A 24,550-nucleotide genomic window follows, 5' to 3' on the forward strand; every position below is an offset into this window, starting at 1 on the left:
TTGCTTCCGGAATAAAACAGGGTCGAATCACTTTATCATTAGCCGGTAAATCTGCGCCCGGCTTTCTGCTACAATCCACAACCCGTTCGAAGATTGAGCAACATTCCCATGCGTTTAAACCCTGGACAACAACAAGCGGTCGAATTTGTAACTGGACCCTGCCTGGTGCTGGCGGGGGCCGGTTCAGGAAAGACACGCGTTATCACCAATAAGATTGCACACCTTATACGTGGCTGTGGCTATCAGGCACGGCATATCGCGGCCGTGACGTTTACCAATAAAGCCGCGCGCGAGATGAAAGAGCGCGTCGGGCAAACGCTGGGACGCAAAGAAGCGCGTGGCCTGATGATCTCGACGTTCCACACGCTGGGCCTGGATATCATCAAGCGCGAATATGCCGCGTTGGGGATGAAATCGAATTTCTCATTATTTGACGATACCGATCAGGTGGCGTTGCTCAAAGAGCTGACCGAAGGGCGGATCGAAGACGACAAGCTGATCCTCCAGCAGCTGATCTCGACGATCTCAAACTGGAAAAACGATCTGATGACGCCCGCTCAGGCCGCCGCGAGTGCTAAAGGCGAGCGCGACCGGATCTTTGCGCACTGCTACAGCCTGTACGATGACCATCTTAAAGCCTGTAATGTTCTCGATTTTGACGATTTGATTCTGCTGCCGACGCTGCTTTTACAGCGTAATGAAGAGGTGCGGGAGCGCTGGCAAAACAAGATTCGTTATCTGCTGGTGGATGAATATCAGGACACCAACACCAGCCAGTACGAACTGGTGAAATTGCTGGTGGGGCAGCGCGCGCGCTTCACCGTGGTCGGCGATGACGACCAGTCGATTTATTCCTGGCGTGGCGCTCGCCCGCAAAACCTGGTGCTGCTGAGCCAAGATTTTCCGGCATTACAGGTGGTTAAGCTGGAGCAGAACTATCGCTCTTCAGGACGGATCCTGAAGGCGGCAAATATCCTGATCGCCAATAATCCCCACGTTTTTGAAAAGCGCCTTTTCTCCGAACTGGGATACGGCACGGAACTCAAAGTGCTTAGCGCAAATAACGAAGAGCATGAGGCTGAACGCGTGGCGGGCGAGCTGATTGCGCATCACTTCGTCAATAAAACGGCGTACAAAGACTATGCGATCCTTTACCGCGGCAACCACCAGTCGCGGGTGTTTGAAAAGATGCTGATGCAAAACCGCATCCCGTACAAAATCTCGGGCGGCACGTCGTTTTTCTCTCGTCCTGAGATTAAAGATCTCCTCGCTTATCTGCGCGTGCTCACCAATCCGGATGATGACAGTGCGTTCTTGCGTATCGTGAATACGCCGAAGCGTGAAATTGGTCCGGCGACGCTGCAAAAGCTGGGTGAGTGGGCGATGACGCGCAACAAAAGCATGTTCACCGCGAGCTTTGACATGGGTCTTAGCCAGTCGCTTACCGGGCGCGGTTATGAATCGCTGACTCGCTTTACCCAGTGGCTGGGTGAAATCCAGCGTCTCGCCGAGCGTGAACCGGTCTCCGCGGTGCGCGATTTGATTCACGGCATCAACTATGAATCCTGGCTGTATGAGACGTCCGCGAGCCCGAAAGCGGCGGAAATGCGCATGAAAAACGTCAACCAGCTCTTTACGTGGATGACCGAAATGCTGGAAGGCTCCGAAATTGATGAGCCAATGACGCTGACCCAGGTCGTCACCCGATTTACCCTGCGCGATATGATGGAGCGTGGGGAGAGTGATGAAGAGACGGATCAGGTTCAGTTGATGACGCTGCATGCGTCCAAAGGGCTGGAATTTCCGTATGTCTATTTAATCGGGATGGAAGAGGGTTTACTGCCGCATCAGAGCAGTATTGACGAAGACAACGTCGATGAAGAGCGGCGACTGGCGTACGTAGGAATCACCCGTGCCCAAAAAGAGCTGACATTTACGCTCTGTAAAGAGCGCCGTCAATATGGCGAAATGGTGCGTCCGGAACCGAGCCGATTCCTGCTGGAGTTACCTCAGGACGATTTGCAGTGGGAACAAGAACGCAAAGTGATTACAGCGGAAGAAAGGATGCATAAAGGTCAGGCAAACGTGGCGAATATCCGCGCGATGCTGGCAAAAGCGAAAGAGAAATAACCCGTTATTTCACGTCTAAAGCCCAGTGGACATAACTTTGCCACTGGCATTCCTGCTCCACCATTTCTGCACCAAGCGGATGATTAGCTAACCAATCTTCTGGAAGCGTGATCGTCAGGCTTTCACCTTCGGCCTCAAGTGTGATCGCAGGCAGCAAATCATCGCGACGGCGGCTGGCAAACAAAATTGCAAGACGCAGCAGTCGACAGAGATGTTCGGCAACGCGCGGTGGCACGGCATTTTGCTGATGCAAAGAGGAGAGATCGACCGTATTCGTTTGGTTGAGGAGCAACGTGGCGAGAAGTTTTTTCTGCGCCGGGGTAAACCCAGGCAGATCAAGATTTCGTACCAGATAGGCGGCATGAACAGGCGCCTGCCTGAAATCAATGCTCAGGCCCATTTCATGCAGCGCACAGGCGCTGATGAGCAAATCCCGACTTAATGGCTCAAGAGCCCACGTTGTTGCGAGTTGATTCGCGAAGCTGGAAGCCAGCTGTGCAACGCGCTGTGCCTGTTCCGTATCAACAATAAAGCGGCGCTGGACATTGCGCAGCGTACGGCTGCGAATATCCTGTTCAACCGCCAAATGCAACATACCGTAAACCAGCCCTTCGCGCAGCGCTCCGCCCGCAAGCGTCATACAGTGAATGTTCAACTCGGAGAAAATGGCGATCAGGATTGCCAGGCCGCTTGGGAAAACCAGCGCGCGCTCGAGCGTTAGCCCTTCAATTTCCAGCTCTTCAAGGCGACCACACTGGATAGCGCGCTGTTTGAGCTGTTGCAGTTTGGCAAGCGTAATTCGCTCGTCCATGCCCTGCGCCATCATGATTTCTTGCAGTGCCTGAACCGTACCCGACGCCCCGACGCACACTTTCCAGCCGTGATAACGCAGTTTGTCCATGACCGGGCGCAGCACTTCGCGCGCGGCATTTTCAGCCTCGTCGAAATTTTCCTGGCCAAGATTGCGATCGGTAAAATAGCGTTCGAGCCAAGTTACGCATCCCATCGACAGGCTAAACAGCGACGTCGCCTGCGCACCGGTACCGGTGACCAGTTCCGTACTTGCACCACCAATATCCACAACCAGCCGACGATCGTCGCCGCCGGTGGTATGGGCGACGCCCTGGTAAATCAGACGCGCTTCTTCTTCGCCGCTGATCACCTGTACCGGACAGCCCAGAATTTCCTGCGCTTTTGCAATAAAATCAACGGAGTTGACCGCCAGGCGTAGGGTAGCTGTCGCGACAACGCGGATTTGATTGTGCGGGATGTCCTGCAGGCGTTCTGCGAAGAGACGCAGGCATTGCCAGCCGCGTTCCATCGCTTCGGGAGAAAGGTGATTATCTTGACTCAGGCCCGCCGCGAGACGGACCTTGCGCTTAATGCGTGTCAGGGTTTGAATGCTCCCCGCCACCTCGCGTACTACCAGCATATGAAAACTATTCGAACCTAAATCAATAGCGGCGTAGAGCGAGGAACCGGTGATCATCATTTTTAGCCCGGACGACGACGATTGCGCGGCGCACCAGTACGACGCGGACCATTGCCGGAGCGTGTACGCGTCAGGCGTTTCGGCGGTGGCAGTTCGCTCAGCAACGCGTCTGGATTGTACTTGCTCTGCGGAACAGAGTGACCGATATAGGTCTCAATTGCGGTAAGGTTCAGCGCGTACTCTTCACAGGCCAGGCTGATAGAGTGACCGCTTGCGCCAGCACGACCGGTACGACCGATACGGTGAACGTAATCTTCGCAATCGTCAGGGAGATCGTAGTTAAAGACGTGCGTGACGGCTGGGATGTGCAGGCCGCGCGCGGCAACGTCAGTCGCAACCAGAATATCCAGATCGCCACGGGTGAAATCTTCGAGAATACGCAGACGTTTTTTCTGCGCGACGTCGCCCGTCAGCAGGCCCACGCGATGTCCGTCCGCAGCCAAATGGCCCCAGATATCTTCACAGCGGTGTTTGGTGTTCGCAAAAATAATGGCGCGATCTGGCCACTCTTCTTCGATAAGGGTCTGCAGAAGACGCATTTTCTCTTCGTTAGAAGGATAGAAAAGCTCTTCTTTAATACGGTGGCCCGTTTTCTGTTCCGGCTCAACTTCAACGTATTCGGCGTTGTTCATTTGTTCGAACGCCAGTTCACGGACACGATAAGAGAGGGTGGCAGAGAAAAGCATATTCAGGCGCTGCGGCGTTGGCGGCATGCGACGGAACAACCAGCGAATATCTTTAATGAAGCCCAGATCGTACATACGGTCTGCTTCGTCGAGTACCACAACCTGGATCGCACCGAGGTTAATGTGGTTTTGCTTGGCGTAATCGATAAGACGGCCAGTGGTGCCGATCAGAATATCAACACCGCTTTCTAATACTTTCAGCTGTTTATCGTAACCATCGCCGCCATAAGCCAGACCCAGCTTTAAGCCAGTGGTCTGCGCCAGGGGTTCTGCATCAGCATGGATCTGAACCGCAAGTTCTCGCGTTGGGGCCATAATCAGCGCACGCGGTTGGTTAACTTTTCGGTCAGCCATTGCCGGGTTTGAGAGTAAATAATGGAACGTTGACGTTAAAAACGCCATCGTTTTGCCAGTACCGGTTTGCGCCTGCCCTGCAACATCGCGACCCGCCAGCGTGAGCGGCAGGGCGAGGGCTTGAATGGGCGTGCAGTTATGGAAGCCTTTATTTTCAAGGGCTTCGATGACTTTTGCATGCAGGGCGAAGTCGGAAAACTTCTGTTCTGTTAAATGTGTTTTGCTCATAGTGTGGTAGAATATCAGCTTACTATTGCTTTACGAAAGCGTATCCGGTGAAATAAAGTCAACCTTTAGTTGGTTAATGCTACATCAACACGTCGTTGATTAATCCTACACCAACACGCCAGGCTTATTCCTGTGGAGTTATATATGAGCGATAAAATTATTCACCTGACTGACGATAGTTTTGACACGGACGTACTTAAAGCTGACGGGCTGATCCTCGTCGATTTCTGGGCTGAATGGTGTGGTCCTTGCAAAATGATTGCTCCGATTCTGGATGAAATCGCTGACGAGTATCAGGGCAAACTGACGGTTGCCAAACTGAATATCGACCAGAACCCAGGCACCGCGCCGAAATACGGCATTCGTGGCATCCCGACACTGCTGCTGTTCAAAAACGGCGAAGTGGCTGCTACCAAAGTGGGCGCACTGTCCAAAGGTCAGTTGAAAGAGTTCCTGGACGCGAATCTGGCGTAAGGTCTCTCGGCTCGTGGCGTCTGGAATTCCGAATTGATTCGGATCTCTGGACGCCCGGCTTTAGTCGTGCTAAGTTACTTATGACTTCGATTTAAACATACCTTGTCGTTCTTGTTTTACCCGATGCTTCCCATTGTTAACACTCACAGTGCGTGAAGTTGCTAGATTCCGGGCTTGTCACTCAATCCGTCTTGTCGTTTCAGATCTGCGTTCTTTCCCTGTAACCAGACAGCGAACAGACATGAGTTGATGGCCGCAAACAGGCATGGATGACCCTTCCATACCATTCACAAATTAAGTTCGAGATTTACCCCGAGTTTAAGAACCCACACCATTATGAATCTTACCGAATTAAAGAATACGCCGGTTTCTGAGCTGATTACTCTCGGCGAAAACATGGGCCTTGAAAACCAGGCTCGTATGCGCAAGCAGGACATTATTTTTGCCATCCTGAAGCAGCATGCTAAGAGTGGCGAAGATATCTTTGGCGACGGTGTACTGGAGATATTGCAAGACGGATTTGGTTTCCTCCGTTCTGGAGACAGTTCCTACCTCGCCGGTCCTGATGACATCTACGTATCCCCTAGCCAAATCCGCCGTTTCAACCTCCGTACTGGTGACACCATTTCAGGTAAGATTCGTCCTCCTAAAGAGGGTGAACGCTACTTTGCGCTGTTGAAAGTTAACGAAGTTAACTACGATAAACCTGAAAACTCGCGCAATAAGATCCTGTTTGAAAACTTAACGCCGCTGCACGCGAACTCTCGCCTGCGCATGGAGCGTGGTAACGGTTCTACCGAAGACCTGACGGCTCGCGTTCTGGATCTGGCTTCTCCGATTGGTCGTGGTCAGCGTGGTCTGATCGTGGCACCTCCGAAAGCAGGTAAGACCATGCTGCTGCAGAACATCGCGCAGAGCATTGCTTACAACCATCCTGATTGTGTACTGATGGTGCTGCTGATCGATGAGCGTCCAGAAGAAGTGACGGAGATGCAGCGTTTGGTGAAAGGTGAAGTGATTGCTTCTACCTTTGATGAGCCAGCGTCTCGCCACGTTCAGGTTGCTGAAATGGTTATCGAGAAAGCGAAGCGTCTGGTCGAACACAAGAAAGACGTTATTATCCTGCTCGACTCCATCACTCGTCTGGCGCGTGCGTACAACACCGTGGTTCCGGCTTCCGGTAAAGTACTGACCGGTGGTGTGGATGCGAACGCATTACACCGTCCGAAGCGTTTCTTTGGTGCCGCGCGTAACGTTGAAGAGGGCGGAAGCCTGACGATTATCGCGACAGCTCTGGTTGATACCGGCTCTAAAATGGATGAAGTTATCTACGAAGAGTTTAAAGGTACCGGCAACATGGAGCTGCACCTGGCGCGTAAAATTGCTGAGAAGCGCGTCTTCCCGGCGATTGATTACAACCGTTCAGGTACGCGTAAAGAAGAGCTGCTCACCACTCAGGAAGAGCTGCAGAAAATGTGGATCCTGCGTAAGATCATTCACCCGATGGGCGAAATCGACGCAATGGAGTTCCTCATCAATAAGCTGGCAATGACCAAGACCAACGATGAATTCTTCGACATGATGAAACGCTCGTAAAACAAATAAACCCAGCAAACGCCACGTTTTTACGTGGCGTTTTCTTTTTTTGGACTATACGCTATAACCGCAGACTCCCATTTTTGACCTGCCAATGCGACAATCAGAATGTTTGTAACGTCAAAGATTAATTGATTGAAAAACATACAAAGGGAGTGGTAAGAGGCCAGCTTTAATCCTTCGGGAGCGGTGGCTTCATGGTTATACTTCCAGAACTAACATTTGTTGAGAGCAAGCATTGTGAATCTACTCACAGCGGTTACTGAGCTAATCAGTATTTTTTTATTCACAACCTGTTTTTTATTTTTCGCCCGCAAAGTGGCAAAAAGAATAGGGTTGGTGGACAAGCCCAATTATCGTAAACGTCATCAAGGTTTGATCCCATTGGTTGGCGGGATCTCCGTTTACGCAGGCATTTGCTTCACGTTCGGTATCGCAGATTATTATATTCCTCACGCGGCGCTCTATCTGGCCTGCGCGGGTGTTCTGGTGTTAGTAGGTGCTCTCGATGACCGATTTGATATCAGCGTAAAATTCCGTGCATCCGTTCAGGCTGCCATCGGTATCATTATGATGGTTGTCGGCAAACTGTATCTCAGCAGTCTCGGCTATATTTTTGGTACCTGGGAAATGGTTCTCGGGCCGTTCGGTTTCTTCCTGACGCTATTCGCCGTTTGGGCAGCAATCAATGCCTTTAATATGGTTGATGGGATTGATGGTTTGCTCGGCGGGTTGTCATCCGTTTCGTTTGCCGCTATCGGCATTATTTTATGGTTTGATGGCCAGTACAGCCTGTCGATGTGGTGTTTCGCCATGATCGCCGCCATCCTGCCTTACATCCTGTTAAATCTGGGTGTGTTGGGACGTCGCTATAAAGTCTTTATGGGCGATGCGGGCAGTACGCTGATTGGTTTTACCGTTATCTGGATTTTGTTAGAAACCACGCAGGGTAAAACGCACCCTATCAGCCCAGTAACGGCGCTGTGGATTATTGCTATCCCCCTGATGGATATGGTCGCGATCATGTACCGTCGTCTGCGCAAAGGGATGAGTCCTTTTTCTCCAGACCGCCAGCATATTCATCATCTGATCATGCGTGCGGGCTTTACGTCACGTCAGGCATTTGTGTTGATCACCCTGGCCGCCGCGCTTCTGGCGGGTATTGGCGTGGCCGCAGAATATGCGCATTTTATTCCTGAATGGGTAATGTTGGTATTATTCTTGCTAGCATTCTTCCTGTACGGATACTGTATTAAACGCGCATGGAAAGTCGCGCGCTTTATCAAACGTGTAAAACGCCGGATGCGTAAAAACAGTGGTAAAAATCCAACACTAACTAAGTAAAACCGGGATTGTGATGAATCAACCGTTGGCAGGATCGAAATCAGTAGTAACTGAGAATGAACTGGATATTCGTGGTTTATTTCGTGTTTTGTGGGCGGGCAAGCTGTGGATTGCAGGCATCGCACTGGGGTTCGCACTGCTCGCGCTGGCATATACCTTTTTTGCAAAACAAGAATGGAGTGCGACAGCGATTACTGACCGACCAACGGTGAATATGCTGGGAGGGTTTTACTCCCAGCAGCAATTCCTGCGCAATCTCGACATCAAGGCAAGCCTCGCGTCGACCGACCAACCCTCGGTGATGGATGAGTCTTACAAAGAGTTCATCATGCAGCTGGCTTCCTGGGATACCCGTCGCGATTTTTGGTCCCAGACGGATTACTACAAGCAGCGCATGGTGGGTAACAGCAAAGCAGATGCCGCGCTTCTTGATGATTTGATTAATAACATCCAGTTTATGCCTGGCGATGTTATGCGCAACATCAACGATAACGTAAAGCTGATCGCTGAAACCGCGCCAGATGCCAACAATCTGCTGCGTCAGTACGTTGCTTTTGCCAGCCAACGGGCAGCCAGTCATCTGAACGATGAGCTCAAAGGTGCCTGGGCTGCGCGGACAATCCAGATGAAAGCGCAGGTGAAGCGTCAGGAAGAAGTGGCTAAAACGATTTTCTCCCGTCGTGTACACAACATCGAACAGGCTCTGAAAATTGCCGAACAGCGCAATATTTCTCGCAGTGAAACCGATGTTCCCGCCGACGAATTACCTGATTCAGAGATGTTCCTGCTTGGGCGCCCGATGCTTCAGGCTCGTCTGGAGAATTTGCAGGCCGTAGGGCCAGATTTTGACCTCGATTACGATCAAAACCGCGCCATGCTGAACACCCTGAATGTGGGGCCTACGCTCGACCCACGTTTTCAGACCTATCGTTATTTGCGAACGCCTGAAGAACCTGTAAAACGCGATAGTCCGCGTCGCGCATTCCTGATGATTATGTGGGGTATTGTGGGCGCGCTGATTGGCGCTGGGGTGGCACTCACGCGTCGTCGCACAATTTAAGAACGCCGTCTACGATGAAGGCTTCGGCCTTCATCGCCTAATCGAAGAGAATCGATGTGAAAGTACTTACCGTATTTGGCACAAGGCCGGAAGCCATCAAGATGGCACCGCTGGTCCATGCGTTGGCAAATGATCCCTGGTTTGAGGCGAAAGTTTGCGTCACTGCGCAGCATCGGGAGATGCTTGATCAGGTCTTAAATCTCTTTTCTATTGTCCCGGATTACGATCTTAATATTATGAAACCGGGACAAGGATTGACCGAAATTACCTGCCGCATTCTGGAAGGGTTAAAACCCATTCTGGAATCATTTAAGCCAGACGTCGTTCTGGTTCATGGTGATACCACCACCACCATCGCAACGAGCCTGGCGGCTTTTTATCAGCGTATCCCTGTTGGGCACGTCGAAGCCGGTTTACGCACGGGCGATCTCTATTCTCCGTGGCCAGAAGAAGCGAACCGTACTCTGACCGGGCATCTGGCGATGTACCACTTTGCACCAACTGAAAACTCCCGGCAGAACCTGCTGCGCGAAAACATTGCTGATAACAAAATTTTCGTCACCGGGAACACGGTGATTGACGCGCTGATTTGGGTTCGCGATCGCGTTCTGGCCAGCGACACACTGCGCGCAGAGCTATCCGATCGTTATCCTTTCCTCTCGACTGGCAAAAAAATGATTCTGGTGACGGGCCATCGCCGCGAGAGCTTTGGCCGTGGGTTTGAGCAAATCTGCCACGCGCTGGCAGAAATCGCCGCGCAGAACAGCGATGTGCAGATCGTTTATCCAGTGCACCTGAACCCTAACGTCAGCGAGCCGGTCAACCGCATTCTGGGCCATATCGAGAATGTCATTTTGATTGAGCCGCAGGATTACCTGCCGTTCGTCTGGTTGATGAATCACGCCTGGTTAATTTTGACCGATTCCGGTGGCATTCAGGAAGAGGCCCCCTCGCTGGGTAAACCGGTGCTGGTGATGCGCGAAACCACTGAACGACCGGAGGCGGTGAAAGCCGGAACCGTGCGGCTGGTGGGCACCGACATGAAACGTATCGTGGACGAGGTGACGAACCTGCTGCGCGACGAAAAAGAGTACCAGGCCATGAGCCACGCCCATAATCCTTATGGTGACGGGCAGGCCTGCAGCCGTATTTTGCATGCACTTAAACACAATCGGGTATCGCTATGAGTTTTACAACCATCTCTGTCATAGGTCTTGGCTACATTGGACTGCCTACTGCGGCAGCCTTTGCATCGCGTCAAAAGCAGGTTGTCGGAGTGGATATCAACCAGCACGCGGTTGATACCATCAACCGGGGTGAAATTCATATTGTCGAACCCGATCTCGACAGAGTGGTGAAAACCGCCGTTGAAGGCGGTTTTTTGAAAGCAACGACCGCGCCCGTTGAAGCGGATGCCTATCTGATTGCCGTTCCAACGCCATTTAAGGGCGACCATGAGCCGGATATGGTGTACGTCGAAGCGGCGGCAAAATCCATTGCACCCGTACTGAAGAAAGGCGCGCTGGTGATTCTGGAGTCAACGTCACCCGTTGGGGCGACGGAGCAAATGGCCCAGTGGCTGGCAGAGGCTCGCCCGGATTTAACGTTCCCGCAGCAAGCGGGTGAACAGGCGGATATTAATATCGCCTATTGTCCGGAACGTGTGCTGCCAGGTCAGGTGATGGTTGAGCTTTTCAAAAATGACCGCGTGATTGGCGGGATGACTCCCGTCTGTTCAACGCGTGCCAGCGAGCTTTATAACATCTTCCTTGAAGGCGAGTGTGTGGTCACTAACTCCCGCACGGCTGAAATGTGCAAGCTGACGGAAAACAGCTTCCGTGATGTCAACATCGCGTTCGCCAATGAACTGTCGCTTATTTGCGCCGATCAGGGGATTAACGTCTGGGAACTTATCCGTCTGGCAAATCGCCATCCTCGCGTCAATATTCTTCAGCCCGGCCCGGGTGTCGGCGGCCACTGTATCGCGGTTGACCCGTGGTTCATCGTGGCGCAAAACCCTGACCAGGCGCGTCTGATCCGCACCGCACGTGAAGTGAACGACGGCAAACCGCATTGGGTTATGAATCAGGTTAAAGCGACGGTGGCAGATTTTCTCGCTGACAGCGGCAAACGCGCCAGCGACGTAAAAATTGCCTGCTTTGGCCTGGCATTCAAGCCAAACATCGACGATCTCCGCGAAAGTCCGGCGATGGGGATTGCTGAGATGATTGCGACCTGGCATACGGGGGAAACGCAGGTTGTTGAGCCTAATATTCACACGTTGCCGAAGAAACTGGCCGGAACGTGCCAGCTCGTGACGTTAGACGACGCGCTGAAAACCGCTGATGTCCTGGTTCTGCTGGTCGATCACAAAGAATTTAAAGCGATCGGCGGCGATGCCGTGCGTCAGAACCATATTGTCGACACCAAAGGGGTGTGGCGTTGAGTCAACTGCACGGCGTGCTTGAGCCGCTCGAATGGGAAAGCCAGTTTTTTGGCCTCTCTTCGGCGGTTGTGCGCTTTCGCGATAACGCACCGGCACTTACGGCGGCGGATTTCGCGCCATGGCAGCGCGTGCAGGCAAAAATTCCTGCCGCCGATGCCGAATGCCTTGATGCACTTCAGCAGGTGGGATTCCAGCTTGTCGAAGGTGAAGTTGACCTGAAAATAGCGATCACACATTCGGCAACGTCTGATGCTGAGCGGGCAACGGAGCAGGATATTCCTGCGTTGCGCCAGATGGCTGCGCTTGCTTTTGCGCAAAGTCGTTTCCGTGCACCGTGGTATGCGGCGGATGACAGTGGCCGCTTTTACGCCCAGTGGATCGAAAACGCGGTAAAAGGCACCTTTGATCATGAATGCCTGGTCTTTCGCGCAACCAACGGTGAGATTCAGGCGTTTGTTTCCCTGCGACAACTGAATGACAGCGAAGCGCGTATTGGCCTGCTCGCTGGACGCGGTATGGGTGACAAATTAATGCACGCTGCCTCTCACTGGGCGGCAGCGCGGCAGCTATCAACTTTGCGGGTGGCGACCCAGATGGGCAACACCGCCGCGCTTAAACGTTATATTGCGAGTGGTGCCAACGTTGACACAACCGCTTACTGGCTTTACAGGTGACCTGATGATTCCATTTAACGCACCTCCCGTTGTGGGAACCGAACTCGACTATATGCAGTCTGCCATGGGCAGCGGTAAGCTTTGCGGAGACGGCGGTTATACCCGTCGCTGCCAGCAGTGGATGGAGCAGCGTTTCCACAGCGCTAAGGTGCTGCTGACGCCATCCTGCACGGCATCACTGGAGATGGCCGCGCTGCTGCTGGACATCCAGCCCGGCGACGAAGTCATCATGCCAAGCTACACCTTCGTTTCCACTGCGAATGCCTTTGTGCTGCGCGGGGCGAAAATCGTGTTTGTTGATGTCCGTCCGGATACGATGAACATTGACGAAACCCTGATTGAAGCAGCCATAACTGACAAAACGCGGGCGATTGTTCCGGTTCATTACGCGGGTGTAGCGTGTGAGATGGATACCATTATGACCCTCGCTAAAAAACACGATCTCTTTGTGGTAGAAGATGCCGCACAGGGCGTGATGTCGACTTACAAAGGCCGTGCGCTGGGGACGATTGGTCACATCGGGTGCTTTAGCTTCCATGAAACCAAAAACTATACCGCGGGCGGTGAAGGCGGTGCGACGCTGATTAACGATCGTTCGCTGGTGGAGCGGGCGGAAGTGATTCGTGAAAAAGGCACCAACCGCAGCCAGTTCTTTCGTGGCCAGGTCGATAAATATACCTGGCGCGACATCGGCTCCAGCTATTTGATGGCCGATCTGCAGGCCGCATTCCTGTGGGCGCAGCTCGAAGCCGCCGAGCGTATCAATCAGCAGCGTTTGTCCCTGTGGCAAACCTATTACGACGCCCTGGCGCCGCTGGCGAAAAAAGGGCGGATTGAACTGCCGACGATCCCAGCAGATTGCGTACACAATGCCCACATGTTTTACATCAAACTGCGCGATAACGACGATCGTAGCGATTTGATTGCCTATCTGAAAGAAGCCGAAATTATGGCGGTGTTCCATTACATCCCGCTTCACTCCAGCCCGGCCGGGGAAACGTTCGGTCGATTTGCCGGTGAAGACCGCTACACCACCAAAGAAAGTGAGCGTTTGCTTCGTCTGCCGCTGTTCTACAACCTCGCGCCCGTCAATCAGCGCACGGTGATTAATACGCTCCTGAGCTATTTCCACTGATATGTCTCTGGCGAAAGCATCGGTGTGGACCGCCGCGTCCACGCTCGTAAAGATTGGCACCGGGCTGTTAGTGGTTAAACTTCTGGCCGTCTCGTACGGCCCTTCAGGCGTAGGACAGGCCGGTAATTTCCGCCAGCTTGTGACCGTGCTTGGGGTTCTCGCCGGTGCCGGTATTTTCAACGGCGTGACCAAATACGTTGCACAGCATCATGACGACGCCGCATCGCTTCGCAAGGTGGTCGGCACGTCGTCCGCGATGGTATTGGGCTTCTCGACCCTGCTGGCGGTTGTATTTCTTCTTGCGGCGGCCCCCATCAGTCAGGGGCTTTTCGGCAACACGCATTATCAGGGCCTGGTGCGCCTGGTTGCGCTCGTGCAGATGGGCATTGCCTGGGCCAACCTGCTGTTAGCCTTGATGAAAGGTTTTCGTGATGCGGCCGGGAACGCGCTGGCGCTGATTGCGGGCAGCCTCATCGGCGTCATCGCCTATTACTTTTGCTATCGTCTGGGCGGCTACGAAGGCGCACTGCTTGGCCTGGCGCTGGTTCCCGCGTTGGTCGTTATCCCCGCTGCGTTAATGTTAATGCGCAGACGCACGATTCCGCTTAGCTATCTCAAACCGCAGTGGGACAAAATTCTGGCGGGGCAATTGGGGAAATTTACCCTAATGGCACTCATCACGTCCGTTACATTGCCCGTGGCGTACGTGATGATGCGTAACCTGCTGGCGGCGCACTACAGCTGGGATGAAGTGGGGATCTGGCAAGGTGTGAGCAGTATTTCTGACGCGTATCTTCAGTTTATCACCGCGTCCTTTAGCGTTTATTTACTGCCGACCTTGTCGCGTCTGGTGTCAAAACAGGACATTACGCGCGAGATTGGCCGCTCTCTGCGTTTTGTACTTCCCGCAGTGGCCGCCGCGAGTCTGACCGTCTGGTTGCTGCGAGATGTTGCCATCTGGCTGTTGTTCTCGGCGAAATTTACCGCGATGCGCGATCTGTTTGCCTGGCAACTGGTGGGCGATGTACTGAAAGTGGGTGCTTACGTTTTTGGCTATCTGGTGATTGCTAAAGCGTCGCTGCGATTGTACATCCTGGCGGAAATTAGCCAGTTTGCGCTCTTGACCGCTTTCTCTCTTTGGCTGATCCCTGCGCACGGCGCGCTGGGGGCGTCACAGGCCTATATGGCGACTTACATCGTCTATTTCGCTGCCTGTTGCGGCGTATTTTTACTTTGGCGTAAACGCGCATGACTGCACTGATTCATGTGTTGGGATCGAATATCCCGCACCATAACCAAACCGTTTTGCGGTTCTTCAATGATGAGCTGGCGAGCACGAGCGCCGATGCGCGCGAATTTATGCTCGTTGGCCATGACAATGGGCTAGGCGACGCTTATCCGGCACTGTCGTTGACCTGCTTTGCGGACAAAGCGACGCTGGCGAAAGCCGTTATCGCCAAAGCAAAAGCCAATCGCGATCGGCGGTTCTTCTTTCACGGACAGTTCAACACCGGTTTGTGGCTGGCGTTACTGAGCGGTGGTATTAAGCCTGCGCAGTTTAGCTGGCATATCTGGGGTGCGGACCTGTATGAAGCGTCGCGCGGCTGGAAATTCCGTCTCTTTTATCCGCTGCGCCGCATGGCCCAGGGACGCGTGGGCTGTGTCTTTGCGACGCGCGGCGATCTGAATTATTTTGCGAAGCAGCACCCGAATGTCCGTGGGGAGTTACTCTATTTTCCGACACGTATGGATCCTGCGCTGAATGGGATGGCAATCGACGCCCAGCGCGAAGGCAAACTCACCGTCCTGGTGGGCAATTCGGGCGATCGCAGCAACGAACATATTGCGGCTCTGAAAGCGGTGCACCAGCAGTTTGGCGATACGGTGAACGTGATCGTCCCCATGGGCTATCCTGCTAATAACGACGCGTACATTGACGAGGTACGACAGAGTGGTCTGGCGTTGTTCAGCGCCGAGAATCTGCAGATTCTCAGCGATAAGCTGGCGTTTGACGAGTACCTGGCTTTGCTGCGTCAATGCGATCTCGGTTACTTCATCTTTGCGCGCCAGCAGGGGATTGGAACGCTGTGTCTGCTGATTCAGGCTGGCATTCCGTGCGTGCTCAATCGTGAAAATCCGTTCTGGCAGGATATGGCGGAGCAGAATATTCCCGTCCTGTTTACGACAGATGAACTGAATGAAAACGTGGTTCGTGAAGCGCAACGTCAACTGGCGCTGGTGGACAAAAATGCCATCGACTTTTTCAGCCCTAATTATCTCACGCCGTGGCACCAGGCGCTGCGAATTGCTGCGGGAGACAACGCATGAGCCAGTTGCAATTTAGCGGCTTGTTGGTGATTTGGCTTCTGAGCTCGCTGTTTATCGCGACATTGACCTGGTTTGAATTTCGCCGCGTGCGCTTTAACTTTAACGTCTTCTTTTCTCTGCTGTTTTTACTGACTTTTTTCTTCGGCTTCCCGCTAACCAGTATCCTGGTGTTTCGTTTTGATGTGGGCGTCGCGCCGCCCGAAATTCTGATGCAGGCGTTGTTATCGGCAACCTGTTTCTACGCGGTTTATTATGTGACCTATAAAACGCGCTTACGCCCGGTAAACCACGCCCCGCGTCGCCCGTTGTTCACCATGAATCGGGTGGAAACGCACCTGACATGGGTGATGCTGATGATTATCGCGCTGGTTAGCGTCGGTATCTTCTTTATGCATAACGGCTTTTTGCTGTTTAAGCTGCATTCTTATAGCCAGATTTTTTCTGCAGAAGTGTCGGGTGTAGCGCTTAAGCGCTTCTTCTACTTCTTCATTCCGGCAATGCTGGTGGTCTATTTTCTGCGTCAGGACAGCAAGGCGTGGCTGTTTTTCCTGGTCAGCACCGTGGCGTTTGGCATGCTCACCTACATGATTGTCGGCGGCACACGCGCTAACATTATCATCGCTTTCGCCATCTTCCTGTTTATCGGTATCCTTCGCGGCTGGATTTCCCTGTGGATGCTGGTCGCGGCAGGCGTGTTTGGTATTGTCGGTATGTTCTGGCTTGCGCTGAAACGCTATAGCCTGGACGTGAGCGGTGACGAAGCGTTTTATACTTTCCTGTACCTCACCCGCGACACCTTCTCGCCGTGGGAAAACCTGGCATTACTGCTGCAAAACTACGACAAAATCGAATTTCAGGGACTGGCGCCGATCGTGCGCGATTTCTACGTCTTTATCCCCACCTGGCTATGGCCAGACCGACCAGGGATTGTGCTGAACACGGCGAATTATTTCACCTGGGAAGTGCTGAACAACCATTCTGGGCTGGCAATTTCGCCAACGTTAATCGGCTCACTGGTCGTTATGGGGGGCGTTTGGTTTATTCTGCCCGGCGCGGTGGCGGTGGGTTTAATCATCAAATGGTTTGACTGGCTATACGTCCGTGGGAACGAGGAGAGGAATCGCTATAAGGCGGCGATTTTGCACAGTTTCTGCTTTGGTGCCATTTTCAATATGATCGTATTGGCGCGTGAAGGGCTGGATTCGTTCGTCTCGCGCGTGGTGTTCTTCATGGTGGTTTTTGGTGTCTGCCTGCTCCTGGCGAAGCTGTTGTACTGGCTGTTTGATGTTGCTGGCCTGGTTCACAAACGCGAGCTGCGGACTGCCAGGACGCTTTCCCAAGTCTGAGTAAGGATAATAATGACTGACAATACTTCTGCGCCAGTGTACACGTTGCGCGGCCTGCAACTCATTGGCTGGCGTGATATGCAGCATGCGCTGGATTTTTTATGCGCTGCTGATGGACAGATTAAATCCGGTACGCTGGTGGCGATTAACGCGGAAAAGATGCTGGCCATTGAGGATAACGCTGAAGTGAAAGACCTCATTGATGCGGCAGAATTCAAATATGCCGATGGCATCAGCGTTGTACGCTCTATTCGTAAGAAATTCCCTGAGGCGCGTGTTTCACGTGTGGCGGGCGCGGATCTGTGGGAAGCCTTAATGGCGCGTGCCGGGGCTGCCAATACCCCAGTATTTCTTATCGGTGGCAAGCCAGAAATTCTTTCACAAACAGAACAAAAACTGCGTACGCAGTGGAACGTGAATATCGTGGGAAGTCAGGACGGCTACTTCAAACCGGAAAATCGTCAGGCGCTTTTTGAACGCGTCCGTGACAGCGGTGCAAAGATTGTGACCGTTGCGATGGGCTCCCCGCGTCAGGAGATTCTGATGCGCGACTGCCGACTGATTTGCCCTGATGCGCTCTACATGGGCGTGGGTGGCACATACGATGTCTTTACCGGTCATGTAAAACGTGCACCGAAAGTGTGGCAAAATTTAGGGCTTGAGTGGCTGTATCGTCTGCTTTCTCAGCCAAGTCGCATCACGCGACAGATTAAACTCCTGCGGTACCTCGCCTGGCATTACACCGGCAAAATGTAATCAAAATGTAGCGCGATATGCTGTTCGCGCTGCAACTCCCCTGCAAAACTGCTGCGTTTGTGTGCAATGCATTCATTTATTTAATGCATCGTTTGCCATTTGGCAGAATTTAAGAAACCATTCTCACCCTCATCGCAGTGCCATGGTGTTTTTGCGCCAACCGTTAATCATGACGGTCGGTGCAGCATGGCCTGTTATGGCGAAATCTTTACCCATAACAATAACCGGCGTAGGCCCGGAAGAAGCAAACACAACCGAGGATTTATGGCAGAGAAAAAACCTGAGCTACAGCGTGGGCTGGAAGCTCGACACATTGAATTGATAGCGCTTGGCGGCACCATCGGCGTTGGCCTGTTTATGGGCTCCGCCAGTACGCTGAAATGGGCTGGTCCGTCCGTTTTGCTGGCCTATATTGTCGCCGGGTTATTCGTCTTCTTTATCATGCGCTCGATGGGTGAAATGCTGTTCCTTGAGCCAGTTGCCGGGTCATTTGCCGTCTACGCGCACCGCTACATGAGTCCCTTCTTTGGCTATCTCACGGCCTGGTCCTACTGGTTTATGTGGATGGCGGTGGGGATATCAGAAATTACCGCGATAGGGGTTTACGTCCAGTTCTGGTTCCCGGATATGGTGCAGTGGATACCCGCCTTGATAGCCGTGGGGTTGGTGGCATTAGCTAACCTCGCTGCCGTGCGTTTGTACGGCGAAATTGAGTTCTGGTTTGCAATGATCAAGGTCACCACCATTATCGTGATGATTGTCGTGGGTCTGGGCGTGATTTTCTTTGGCTTTGGTAACGGCGGTCAGGCGATTGGTTTCGGGAATCTGACCGAGCACGGCGGCTTCTTTGCCGGCGGCTGGAAAGGTTTTCTGACGGCGCTCTGCATTGTGGTCGCATCTTATCAGGGCGTAGAGCTGATTGGGATCACTGCGGGTGAAGCGAAAAACCCACAGGTCACGCTGCGCAGCGCAGTGGGTAAGGTGCTGTGGCGTATCCTGATTTTCTATGTGGGCGCGATTTTCGTTATCGTAACGATCTTCCCGTGGAACCAAATTGGCACTACCGGCAGCCCGTTCGTGCTCACCTTCGCTAAAATTGGCATCACTGCAGCAGCGGGGATCATTAACTTTGTGGTGCTGACCGCAGCGCTATCCGGCTGTAACAGCGGAATGTACAGCTGCGGGCGTATGCTCTACGCATTAGCCAACAATCGTCAGTTGCCGGCAGCCGTTGGAAAAGTCTCCCGTTCTGGCGTACCGGTTGCGGGCGTGGCTATTTCTATTGCCATTCTGCTGGTCGGGTCGTGCCTGAACTACATTATTCCGAATCCGCAGCGCGTGTTTGTTTACGTCTATAGCGCAAGCGTGCTGCCGGGCATGGTGCCGTGGTTCGTTATCTTGATCAGTCAACTGCGTTTTCGCCAGGCGCATAAAGAAGCGATTGCCAGCCATCCGTTCCGCTCCATTATGTTCCCGTGGGCTAACTATTTGACGATGGCATTTCTGATTTGTGTTTTGATTGGCATGTATTTCAATGAAGACACTCGCATGTCGCTGTTTGTCGGCATGATCTTCATGGCTGCAGTGTCGGTCGGATACAAGATTTTTGGCCTGAGTCGGCACGCTCAACGCTAAAAAGTAGAGTTAGAAACACCAAAATGCGCAAAGCATAACCAAACGCGCATTTATTTTGAAAAAGCACTAGACAGCAGGCCGAGACCTCCGTAATATCCAGCCCCGCAACGGCGCTAAGCGCCCGTAGCTCAGCTGGATAGAGCGCTGCCCTCCGGAGGCAGAGGTCTCAGGTTCGAATCCTGTCGGGCGCACCATTTACCCGGTGCTGGAGCTGCGGTGGTCTGTTAAGTAGACAGAACCGCGTGAAAGAATAAGTTGTGGTGGCTATAGCTCAGTTGGTAGAGCCCTGGATTGTGATTCCAGTTGTCGTGGGTTCGAGTCCCATTAGCCACCCCATTATTATAAGTTGTGACATGCGACGGTGGCGGAATTGGTAGACGCGCTAGCTTCAGGTGTTAGTGTCTTAACGGACGTGGGGGTTCAAGTCCCCCCCCTCGCACCACGACTTAAAGAGTTGAACTAGAAATTCAAAAAAGCAGTATTTCGGCGAGTAGCGCAGCTTGGTAGCGCAACTGGTTTGGGACCAGTGGGTCGGAGGTTCGAATCCTCTCTCGCCGACCAATTTTGAACCCCGCTTCGGCGGGGTTTTTTGTTTTCTGCGATTCCTTCATCTGTAGTCATTTCCCGAAAACGTCATCGTGGTTTGTCGCAATTCAGAGACATATAGTTATCTGATTTTTAAGATAATTTTAATAACTGGATTATAGTGTCTCTGCCAGGAGACACCTGGGGCAGCTTTGCGCTCTCACTTTCAGTATCTATTCACTCCAAAAAGAAAAAACTCCTTAATTCTTAAAATGTTGCAAAGCGAATAAGTTATGGATGCAACCCTGGCACGTAACATGCAATAATATATGTGTAGATGCTCATTCCACCTCTTATGTTCGCCTTAGTGCCTCATAAACTCAGGAATGACGCAGAGCCATTTACGGTGCTTATCGTCCACCGACAGATGTCGCTTCGGCCTCATCAAACACCATGGACACAACGTTGAGTGAAGCACCAAATATGTTGTCGAATAGATCTGTTTAACGCCTGCTTTTTAGCAGGCGTTTTTTTATGGATTATTCCCGGTAACGCGCCATCACTGCTGCCACCATTATTAACGCGCTGGCGGACACGATATACAACGCCTGACCGGCCCCAAGCGTTGCAGTAAGCACTGCTGCAAAACAGGTGAACACGGACGCACTAAGAGTTTGCCACCGCCATGCTTTACCGCTCGCGGCGGAAACTTGTCGCGTCTCAAAATGACTCAATACCCCATAGGTTCCGGCTGCAAATACAATGTTTGAGGCCAAATGAGCGACAAAAATCATCCCCAGGGCCGCAGTCTGGACTCCCGCACAAAGCGGAATCAGCCCATAAGCCAGTAAAAAGAGGCTCAGGCAGGTTAGCAAAGGACGATTGCGATTTGCGTAGCGCGGAAGGCTGTCTCTATTCAACAGCATCGGTCCGCACAGTTGGCCGAGGCTACGGGCAAACAGCAAAGGGAGTGCCAGCCCCGCTGCGTTGGTCGGGTGGATTTGCTGCGCGAGCGCGGGAAGCAGTGCCATCGCGGGCGCCCCCACGGCTGCCAGAGCTGGAAGAAGCAGGAGGCTGCGTTTCTGTTGCACAGAGAGTCTCTTCCAGTGCAACGGTTCTGACGTCGTGATTTTTGCAGGACCTGCCGCCCTTAACGTCAGCGCGCTTCCAGCCAGCGATAACATCACGAGAGAACCGATAAAGCTGGCGGCGTCTATGGCCAACAGCGTCAGTACCGGCAGATAGTCAAACAGCACAATCCCCAACCCCATTCCTAACAGCACTTGCGAAGCAAAAATCACATTTTCCAGACAGGTGGCGGCAGGGAGTTCGTCTGCGGTTAAAGCTCGCTTAAACAGCAGAGTGAGGACAGGCCAGCTCATCCCGGTAAGCAGAGCTTCCGTTGACTGAACGGCTAATAACGCCGTGACGCTGTGATAATGAATGCCCAGCAGGGGAAAGAGCAGCGCCGTCAGGCCTAAAAGCTCCGTCAGTATCAACAGATGAACAGGTGAGTAAAACCGGCAGAGTTTTTCCCCTATCAGGCTGCCAATAAATCCCGGTAAGGTCGCGAAAAGATAAGCGACTGTGAGCAATGAGGCGGGGGCTTTCCAGCTCAACAGCAAGCCAAAGATAACGACCTGCGTTAAGCCATTCCCCAGAGAGGTAAAAACGAACGCACAGGCTAGCATGCGAAGCCAACGATGGCGTCGCAGCGCTTCAAAGAGCGCATACAAAAGGGTGTTCATAAAACGGTCCTTTCAAGAACGATTTGTTCCACGCAGCAAAATGCGCGTGTATGAAAAAAAGTTAATGAAAAGACATCGTTACATTGGCGGGAGAGTTCTCTAATGACGTTGCTAAGAATGTAGCAGGAGAAAGGGAATAAAAAAAGGAGGCCGTTTGGCCTCCCTTTTGATTTTTACACATGATGGATGCTTAAACCTGACTGCCGTTATTTTGCAACGTCAGCAGCAGGCCATCACGACGCATCGCTGCGGCTTCTTCTGGCTTGTGCTGTTTGTCCAGCGAGTCGGCAAGCCATGCATAATCAAACGCATCCGGGCGCTGTTTTAACGCAGCGCGGAAGGCGAGGCTCGCCTCCTGCCATTCGCCGTGCTTCATCAGCGACTGACCCAGCGTACTCCATAGCAGCGGACGATCGCCTACCGTCTTGATCTGCTGGCGTAACATTTTTTCCATCTGCTCAGGATTATTGGTCTTGAGACGTGGGATCACCATCACCAGACGATCGTCATACTGACGCTTCAGACCATCGAGAATGATCTCCTGCGCGGTGTCATGATCGTCACATTCGATGAGATGTTCAGCCATCGCCACCTGCAATGGAACTTGCTGGCGCGTCTTACGGCTCTGATTTTTCCACCAGGTTTTCAGACCGTCGCTACCCAGATCGGCACGCGCCTGATCCATCAGGCCAATCCACGCCTGACGTTGCAGTGCATCGCGGTGTTCATCATCCCCCACCTCGGCTTTCGCCATGGAAGGAATAATATCCAGCAATGAACCCCAGGCGCCGGTGCGGATATACGCCTGCTCTGCAAGACGCAATACTTCCGGATGGCGTGGCGTGATTTCCAGCAAACGGTCGACACCGTGACGCGCTGCGTGGTTTTCACCTCGCGCCAGCTGCAGGCGCACGCGTGTGATTTCAACCGGAATCTGGTCGTTAGAAGCCAGTTCGGACGCACGCTCAAGATGCTGATTGGCACGCATTTCATCGCCGCGCTGCTGGGCGGCTTCTGCTGCCAGCAGATAGTTCACCACGGGCTGCTCAGCGTGATCGGCGTTTTTCGACATTAGCTTTTCAACTTGCTGATAATCGCCTTCAGCCAGTTTCAGCAGCGCCTGTTCGGTCTGCTTGCGTGCGCGACGGCGTTTGCGGCCAACAAACCAGCTGCGGGTATGTGCACCCGTGCGGAAAATATGGCGCAGGATCCATTCGATGGCAAAGAGCACCACCATGGTGAGGATCAAGATGATCACCAGCCCCGTGACGCTCGTTTCGATGTTGTAGTTATCGGTCTGGATCAGCACGTAGCCTTGATGGCCTGCCAGCATGGGACCCAGGACGATCCCGCCGATCAACAATAAGAAGAGTAATAAGACTTTTAACATGATTACTCTCCTTGAGGCGCGCTTTCGGGCGCAGGGGCTGCTGCATCTTGCTGTGCGGCAACGCCGGGCTGTGCCAGCAAGTTACGCACGCGGGTTTGCATCAGCTTTTCCAAAATTGGCTGGCTTTCGAGCTGGTCCGGAACGTTCATCGTGATGTTCTGTTGACTCAGCTTATCAACGTCATCCAAAAACGCCGTTGTGGTGGCATCGCTGGTGTCGTAGTAAGCACGGACCCACGTAGACACATTATCCAGCGCCTGTTTGTACGTCTCTTCCTGATGGCGCGGTACGGCCTGCGCGGCGACCAGCAGGCGGGAACGAATGTTTTCGCGCAGATAGACATCCTGGTTTGGGGCTAACAGCGGCACGGCGGTCTCGTCACGACGGCGGACAGTAATGAAGCTGTCCATAAAGTTCTGCCAGCTTTTTTGCAGGTTGATGCGCCACTCCCTCAGGGAACTCGACAGCTCAGTGCCGTCAGAATCCATCGGGGTGTCGTCGTCGTTGTTATCGGCCAGACGCAGGTTATCTATCTGATTCGAGAGCTGATTTACTTTGAGAATAATACCGTCGTAATCAACCTGCGAGACGGCACCCAGGCTGGCGATATCTTCGGTAATGGCACGGCGAGCGGTGATAAGACTCGGATCGTTCATGTCAGCCAGGCTGGCGTCCGCGCTCTTCAGCAGCGCAGCAGCTGTGGTGACATCCTGATCGCTCCACAGCTTGCGCCCGGCCAGTTTCACCAGGAAATCCGCCTGCGAAAGCAGCCAGGTTTTGGCATCCGTTCCTGAAATCGTCGCGACTTTTTCTTGAACTTCACCAAGCTGTTTGGTCAGCTCTTCTTGCTTCGTATTCGCTTCGGCAAGCTGCGTTGATTGCTGCTTAATCACGCTTTCCAGCTCGGCTTTCTGCGTTTCTTGCGCTTTTTGCAGGGCCGTTATCTGATTCACCAGCGCATCGCTGGTCGCCGACTGATTTGTTGCCTGTTTCTTCACCACGCCATACAAGCCAACGCCTGCCGCCAGCGCAATGGCGATGGCGATAGCGCTCAGCGCCAGACTGGTTTTGTTATTGCCGTTTTTCTTCTCAACTGTTTTCTCAGTCGTCTCTGGCTGTGGCGCAATCTCCACAGTCTCCCTGGTCTCTTCAACCACGGCGGAGGATTTTTCTTGTTCCGTCATTATGGCTTCCCATTATGAG

The 24,550-nt window shown here is 52.9% G+C and carries 19 protein-coding genes and 4 tRNA genes; 18 read left to right on the top strand and 5 right to left on the bottom strand.

The annotated features are described in order from the left end of the window. Positions 1 to 108: 108 nt before the first annotated feature. The gene (rep, locus tag AC0LWE_RS21145; RefSeq protein ID WP_059180750.1) at positions 109 to 2,130 is read left to right on the top strand and encodes a DNA helicase Rep; all 2,022 of its coding nucleotides are present in this window, start codon (positions 109 to 111) and stop codon (positions 2,128 to 2,130) included. Between the two features lie 4 nt (positions 2,131 to 2,134). Here the strand turns inward: rep and gppA are convergent, their stop codons facing one another. Both gppA and rhlB read right to left on the bottom strand, forming a co-directional pair. Beyond that, positions 2,135 to 3,619: a guanosine-5'-triphosphate,3'-diphosphate diphosphatase gene (gene gppA, locus AC0LWE_RS21150; RefSeq protein WP_059180760.1), complete on the bottom strand. Its 1,485-nt coding sequence runs from the start codon at positions 3,617 to 3,619 to the stop codon at positions 2,135 to 2,137. A 5-nt stretch (positions 3,620 to 3,624) separates the two neighbouring features. Then, positions 3,625 to 4,890: an ATP-dependent RNA helicase RhlB gene (rhlB, locus tag AC0LWE_RS21155; protein ID WP_219347252.1), complete on the bottom strand. Its 1,266-nt coding sequence runs from the start codon at positions 4,888 to 4,890 to the stop codon at positions 3,625 to 3,627. Between the two features lie 144 nt (positions 4,891 to 5,034). Here rhlB and trxA point away from each other — a divergent pair, with 144 nt between their 5' ends. The 17 genes from trxA (at position 5,035) to AC0LWE_RS21240 (ending at position 20,245) form a co-directional block, all read left to right on the top strand. Continuing rightward, positions 5,035 to 5,364: a thioredoxin TrxA gene (gene trxA / locus AC0LWE_RS21160; protein ID WP_006179218.1), complete on the top strand. Its 330-nt coding sequence runs from the start codon at positions 5,035 to 5,037 to the stop codon at positions 5,362 to 5,364. Positions 5,365 to 5,700: 336 nt separating this feature from the next. Beyond that, positions 5,701 to 6,960 (top strand): transcription termination factor Rho, encoded by a 1,260-nt coding sequence (gene rho / locus AC0LWE_RS21165; RefSeq protein ID WP_059180748.1) that lies wholly within the window; start codon positions 5,701 to 5,703, stop codon positions 6,958 to 6,960. Between the two features lie 240 nt (positions 6,961 to 7,200). Then, complete coding sequence (wecA, locus tag AC0LWE_RS21170) at positions 7,201 to 8,304, top strand: UDP-N-acetylglucosamine--undecaprenyl-phosphate N-acetylglucosaminephosphotransferase (RefSeq protein WP_131488656.1); 1,104 nt, start codon at positions 7,201 to 7,203, stop codon at positions 8,302 to 8,304. Positions 8,305 to 8,317: 13 nt separating this feature from the next. After that, on the top strand, positions 8,318 to 9,364 hold the full coding sequence (gene wzzE / locus AC0LWE_RS21175) for an ECA polysaccharide chain length modulation protein (RefSeq protein WP_219347253.1): 1,047 nt from the start codon (positions 8,318 to 8,320) through the stop codon (positions 9,362 to 9,364). 56 nt (positions 9,365 to 9,420) lie between these two features. Continuing rightward, on the top strand, positions 9,421 to 10,551 hold the full coding sequence (gene wecB / locus AC0LWE_RS21180) for a non-hydrolyzing UDP-N-acetylglucosamine 2-epimerase (protein WP_059180745.1): 1,131 nt from the start codon (positions 9,421 to 9,423) through the stop codon (positions 10,549 to 10,551). Then, positions 10,548 to 11,810: a UDP-N-acetyl-D-mannosamine dehydrogenase gene (gene wecC / locus AC0LWE_RS21185; RefSeq protein ID WP_174343828.1), complete on the top strand. Its 1,263-nt coding sequence runs from the start codon at positions 10,548 to 10,550 to the stop codon at positions 11,808 to 11,810. Before wecB ends, wecC begins: the two co-directional genes overlap by 4 nt. Next, complete coding sequence (gene rffC, locus AC0LWE_RS21190; RefSeq protein WP_219347255.1) at positions 11,807 to 12,484, top strand: dTDP-4-amino-4,6-dideoxy-D-galactose acyltransferase; 678 nt, start codon at positions 11,807 to 11,809, stop codon at positions 12,482 to 12,484. The genes wecC and rffC overlap by 4 nt, the downstream gene beginning before the upstream one ends. 4 nt (positions 12,485 to 12,488) lie before the next feature. Further along, positions 12,489 to 13,619 carry a dTDP-4-amino-4,6-dideoxygalactose transaminase gene (gene rffA / locus AC0LWE_RS21195; RefSeq protein ID WP_202714779.1) on the top strand — a complete coding sequence of 377 codons (1,131 nt, stop codon included), beginning with the start codon at positions 12,489 to 12,491 and terminating at the stop codon, positions 13,617 to 13,619. A gap of 1 nt (position 13,620) precedes the next feature. Beyond that, positions 13,621 to 14,871: a lipid III flippase WzxE gene (gene wzxE / locus AC0LWE_RS21200; RefSeq protein ID WP_204771874.1), complete on the top strand. Its 1,251-nt coding sequence runs from the start codon at positions 13,621 to 13,623 to the stop codon at positions 14,869 to 14,871. Beyond that, positions 14,868 to 15,947, top strand: coding sequence for a TDP-N-acetylfucosamine:lipid II N-acetylfucosaminyltransferase (locus AC0LWE_RS21205; RefSeq protein WP_204771873.1), 1,080 nt, complete (start codon positions 14,868 to 14,870; stop codon positions 15,945 to 15,947). Before wzxE ends, AC0LWE_RS21205 begins: the two co-directional genes overlap by 4 nt. Further along, positions 15,944 to 17,293, top strand: coding sequence for an ECA oligosaccharide polymerase (gene wzyE, locus AC0LWE_RS21210; protein ID WP_174343832.1), 1,350 nt, complete (start codon positions 15,944 to 15,946; stop codon positions 17,291 to 17,293). Before AC0LWE_RS21205 ends, wzyE begins: the two co-directional genes overlap by 4 nt. 12 nt (positions 17,294 to 17,305) lie before the next feature. Beyond that, positions 17,306 to 18,049, top strand: a complete 744-nt coding sequence (gene wecG / locus AC0LWE_RS21215; protein ID WP_219347256.1) for a lipopolysaccharide N-acetylmannosaminouronosyltransferase — start codon at positions 17,306 to 17,308, stop codon at positions 18,047 to 18,049. A 264-nt stretch (positions 18,050 to 18,313) separates the two neighbouring features. Then, entirely contained in the window at positions 18,314 to 19,684 is a 1,371-nt protein-coding gene (gene thrP, locus AC0LWE_RS21220) for a bifunctional threonine/serine APC transporter ThrP (protein WP_202668737.1), read from the top strand. Between the two features lie 117 nt (positions 19,685 to 19,801). Next, positions 19,802 to 19,878, top strand: a tRNA-Arg gene (locus AC0LWE_RS21225). 66 nt (positions 19,879 to 19,944) lie between these two features. Beyond that, positions 19,945 to 20,020, top strand: a tRNA-His gene (locus AC0LWE_RS21230). A 19-nt stretch (positions 20,021 to 20,039) separates the two neighbouring features. After that, a tRNA-Leu gene (locus AC0LWE_RS21235) sits at positions 20,040 to 20,126 on the top strand. 42 nt (positions 20,127 to 20,168) lie between these two features. Then, positions 20,169 to 20,245: transfer RNA gene (locus tag AC0LWE_RS21240), tRNA-Pro, on the top strand. 503 nt (positions 20,246 to 20,748) lie between these two features. Here the strand turns inward: AC0LWE_RS21240 and AC0LWE_RS21245 are convergent. The 3 genes from AC0LWE_RS21245 to hemX all read right to left on the bottom strand — a co-directional run bounded on the left by AC0LWE_RS21245 (position 20,749) and on the right by hemX (position 24,531). Beyond that, positions 20,749 to 21,957, bottom strand: a complete 1,209-nt coding sequence (locus AC0LWE_RS21245; RefSeq protein ID WP_219347257.1) for an MFS transporter — start codon at positions 21,955 to 21,957, stop codon at positions 20,749 to 20,751. Between the two features lie 190 nt (positions 21,958 to 22,147). Continuing rightward, positions 22,148 to 23,347, bottom strand: a complete 1,200-nt coding sequence (gene hemY, locus AC0LWE_RS21250; protein ID WP_174343835.1) for a protoheme IX biogenesis protein HemY — start codon at positions 23,345 to 23,347, stop codon at positions 22,148 to 22,150. 2 nt (positions 23,348 to 23,349) lie between these two features. Further along, positions 23,350 to 24,531 (bottom strand): uroporphyrinogen-III C-methyltransferase, encoded by a 1,182-nt coding sequence (gene hemX, locus AC0LWE_RS21255; protein ID WP_174343836.1) that lies wholly within the window; start codon positions 24,529 to 24,531, stop codon positions 23,350 to 23,352. Positions 24,532 to 24,550: the final 19 nt, after the last annotated feature.

It is taken from the genome of Lelliottia sp. RD5 (assembly GCF_056032945.1).

Bases quoted from the DNA above. Each gene is read 5' to 3' on its own strand.
- rffA (WP_202714779.1), top strand. From the start codon at position 12,489: ATGATTCCATTTAACGCACCTCCCGTTGTGGGAACCGAACTCGACTAT.
- gppA (WP_059180760.1), bottom strand. From the start codon at position 3,619: ATGATCACCGGTTCCTCGCTCTACGCCGCTATTGATTTAGGTTCGAAT.
- wecC (WP_174343828.1), top strand. From the start codon at position 10,548: ATGAGTTTTACAACCATCTCTGTCATAGGTCTTGGCTACATTGGACTG.
- hemX (WP_174343836.1), bottom strand. From the start codon at position 24,531: ATGACGGAACAAGAAAAATCCTCCGCCGTGGTTGAAGAGACCAGGGAG.
- rhlB (WP_219347252.1), bottom strand. From the start codon at position 4,890: ATGAGCAAAACACATTTAACAGAACAGAAGTTTTCCGACTTCGCCCTG.
- wzzE (WP_219347253.1), top strand. From the start codon at position 8,318: ATGAATCAACCGTTGGCAGGATCGAAATCAGTAGTAACTGAGAATGAA.
- rep (WP_059180750.1), top strand. From the start codon at position 109: ATGCGTTTAAACCCTGGACAACAACAAGCGGTCGAATTTGTAACTGGA.
- trxA (WP_006179218.1), top strand. From the start codon at position 5,035: ATGAGCGATAAAATTATTCACCTGACTGACGATAGTTTTGACACGGAC.
- wzxE (WP_204771874.1), top strand. From the start codon at position 13,621: ATGTCTCTGGCGAAAGCATCGGTGTGGACCGCCGCGTCCACGCTCGTA.
- rho (WP_059180748.1), top strand. From the start codon at position 5,701: ATGAATCTTACCGAATTAAAGAATACGCCGGTTTCTGAGCTGATTACT.
- wzyE (WP_174343832.1), top strand. From the start codon at position 15,944: ATGAGCCAGTTGCAATTTAGCGGCTTGTTGGTGATTTGGCTTCTGAGC.
- thrP (WP_202668737.1), top strand. From the start codon at position 18,314: ATGGCAGAGAAAAAACCTGAGCTACAGCGTGGGCTGGAAGCTCGACAC.
- AC0LWE_RS21205 (WP_204771873.1), top strand. From the start codon at position 14,868: ATGACTGCACTGATTCATGTGTTGGGATCGAATATCCCGCACCATAAC.
- wecG (WP_219347256.1), top strand. From the start codon at position 17,306: ATGACTGACAATACTTCTGCGCCAGTGTACACGTTGCGCGGCCTGCAA.
- hemY (WP_174343835.1), bottom strand. From the start codon at position 23,347: ATGTTAAAAGTCTTATTACTCTTCTTATTGTTGATCGGCGGGATCGTC.
- AC0LWE_RS21245 (WP_219347257.1), bottom strand. From the start codon at position 21,957: ATGAACACCCTTTTGTATGCGCTCTTTGAAGCGCTGCGACGCCATCGT.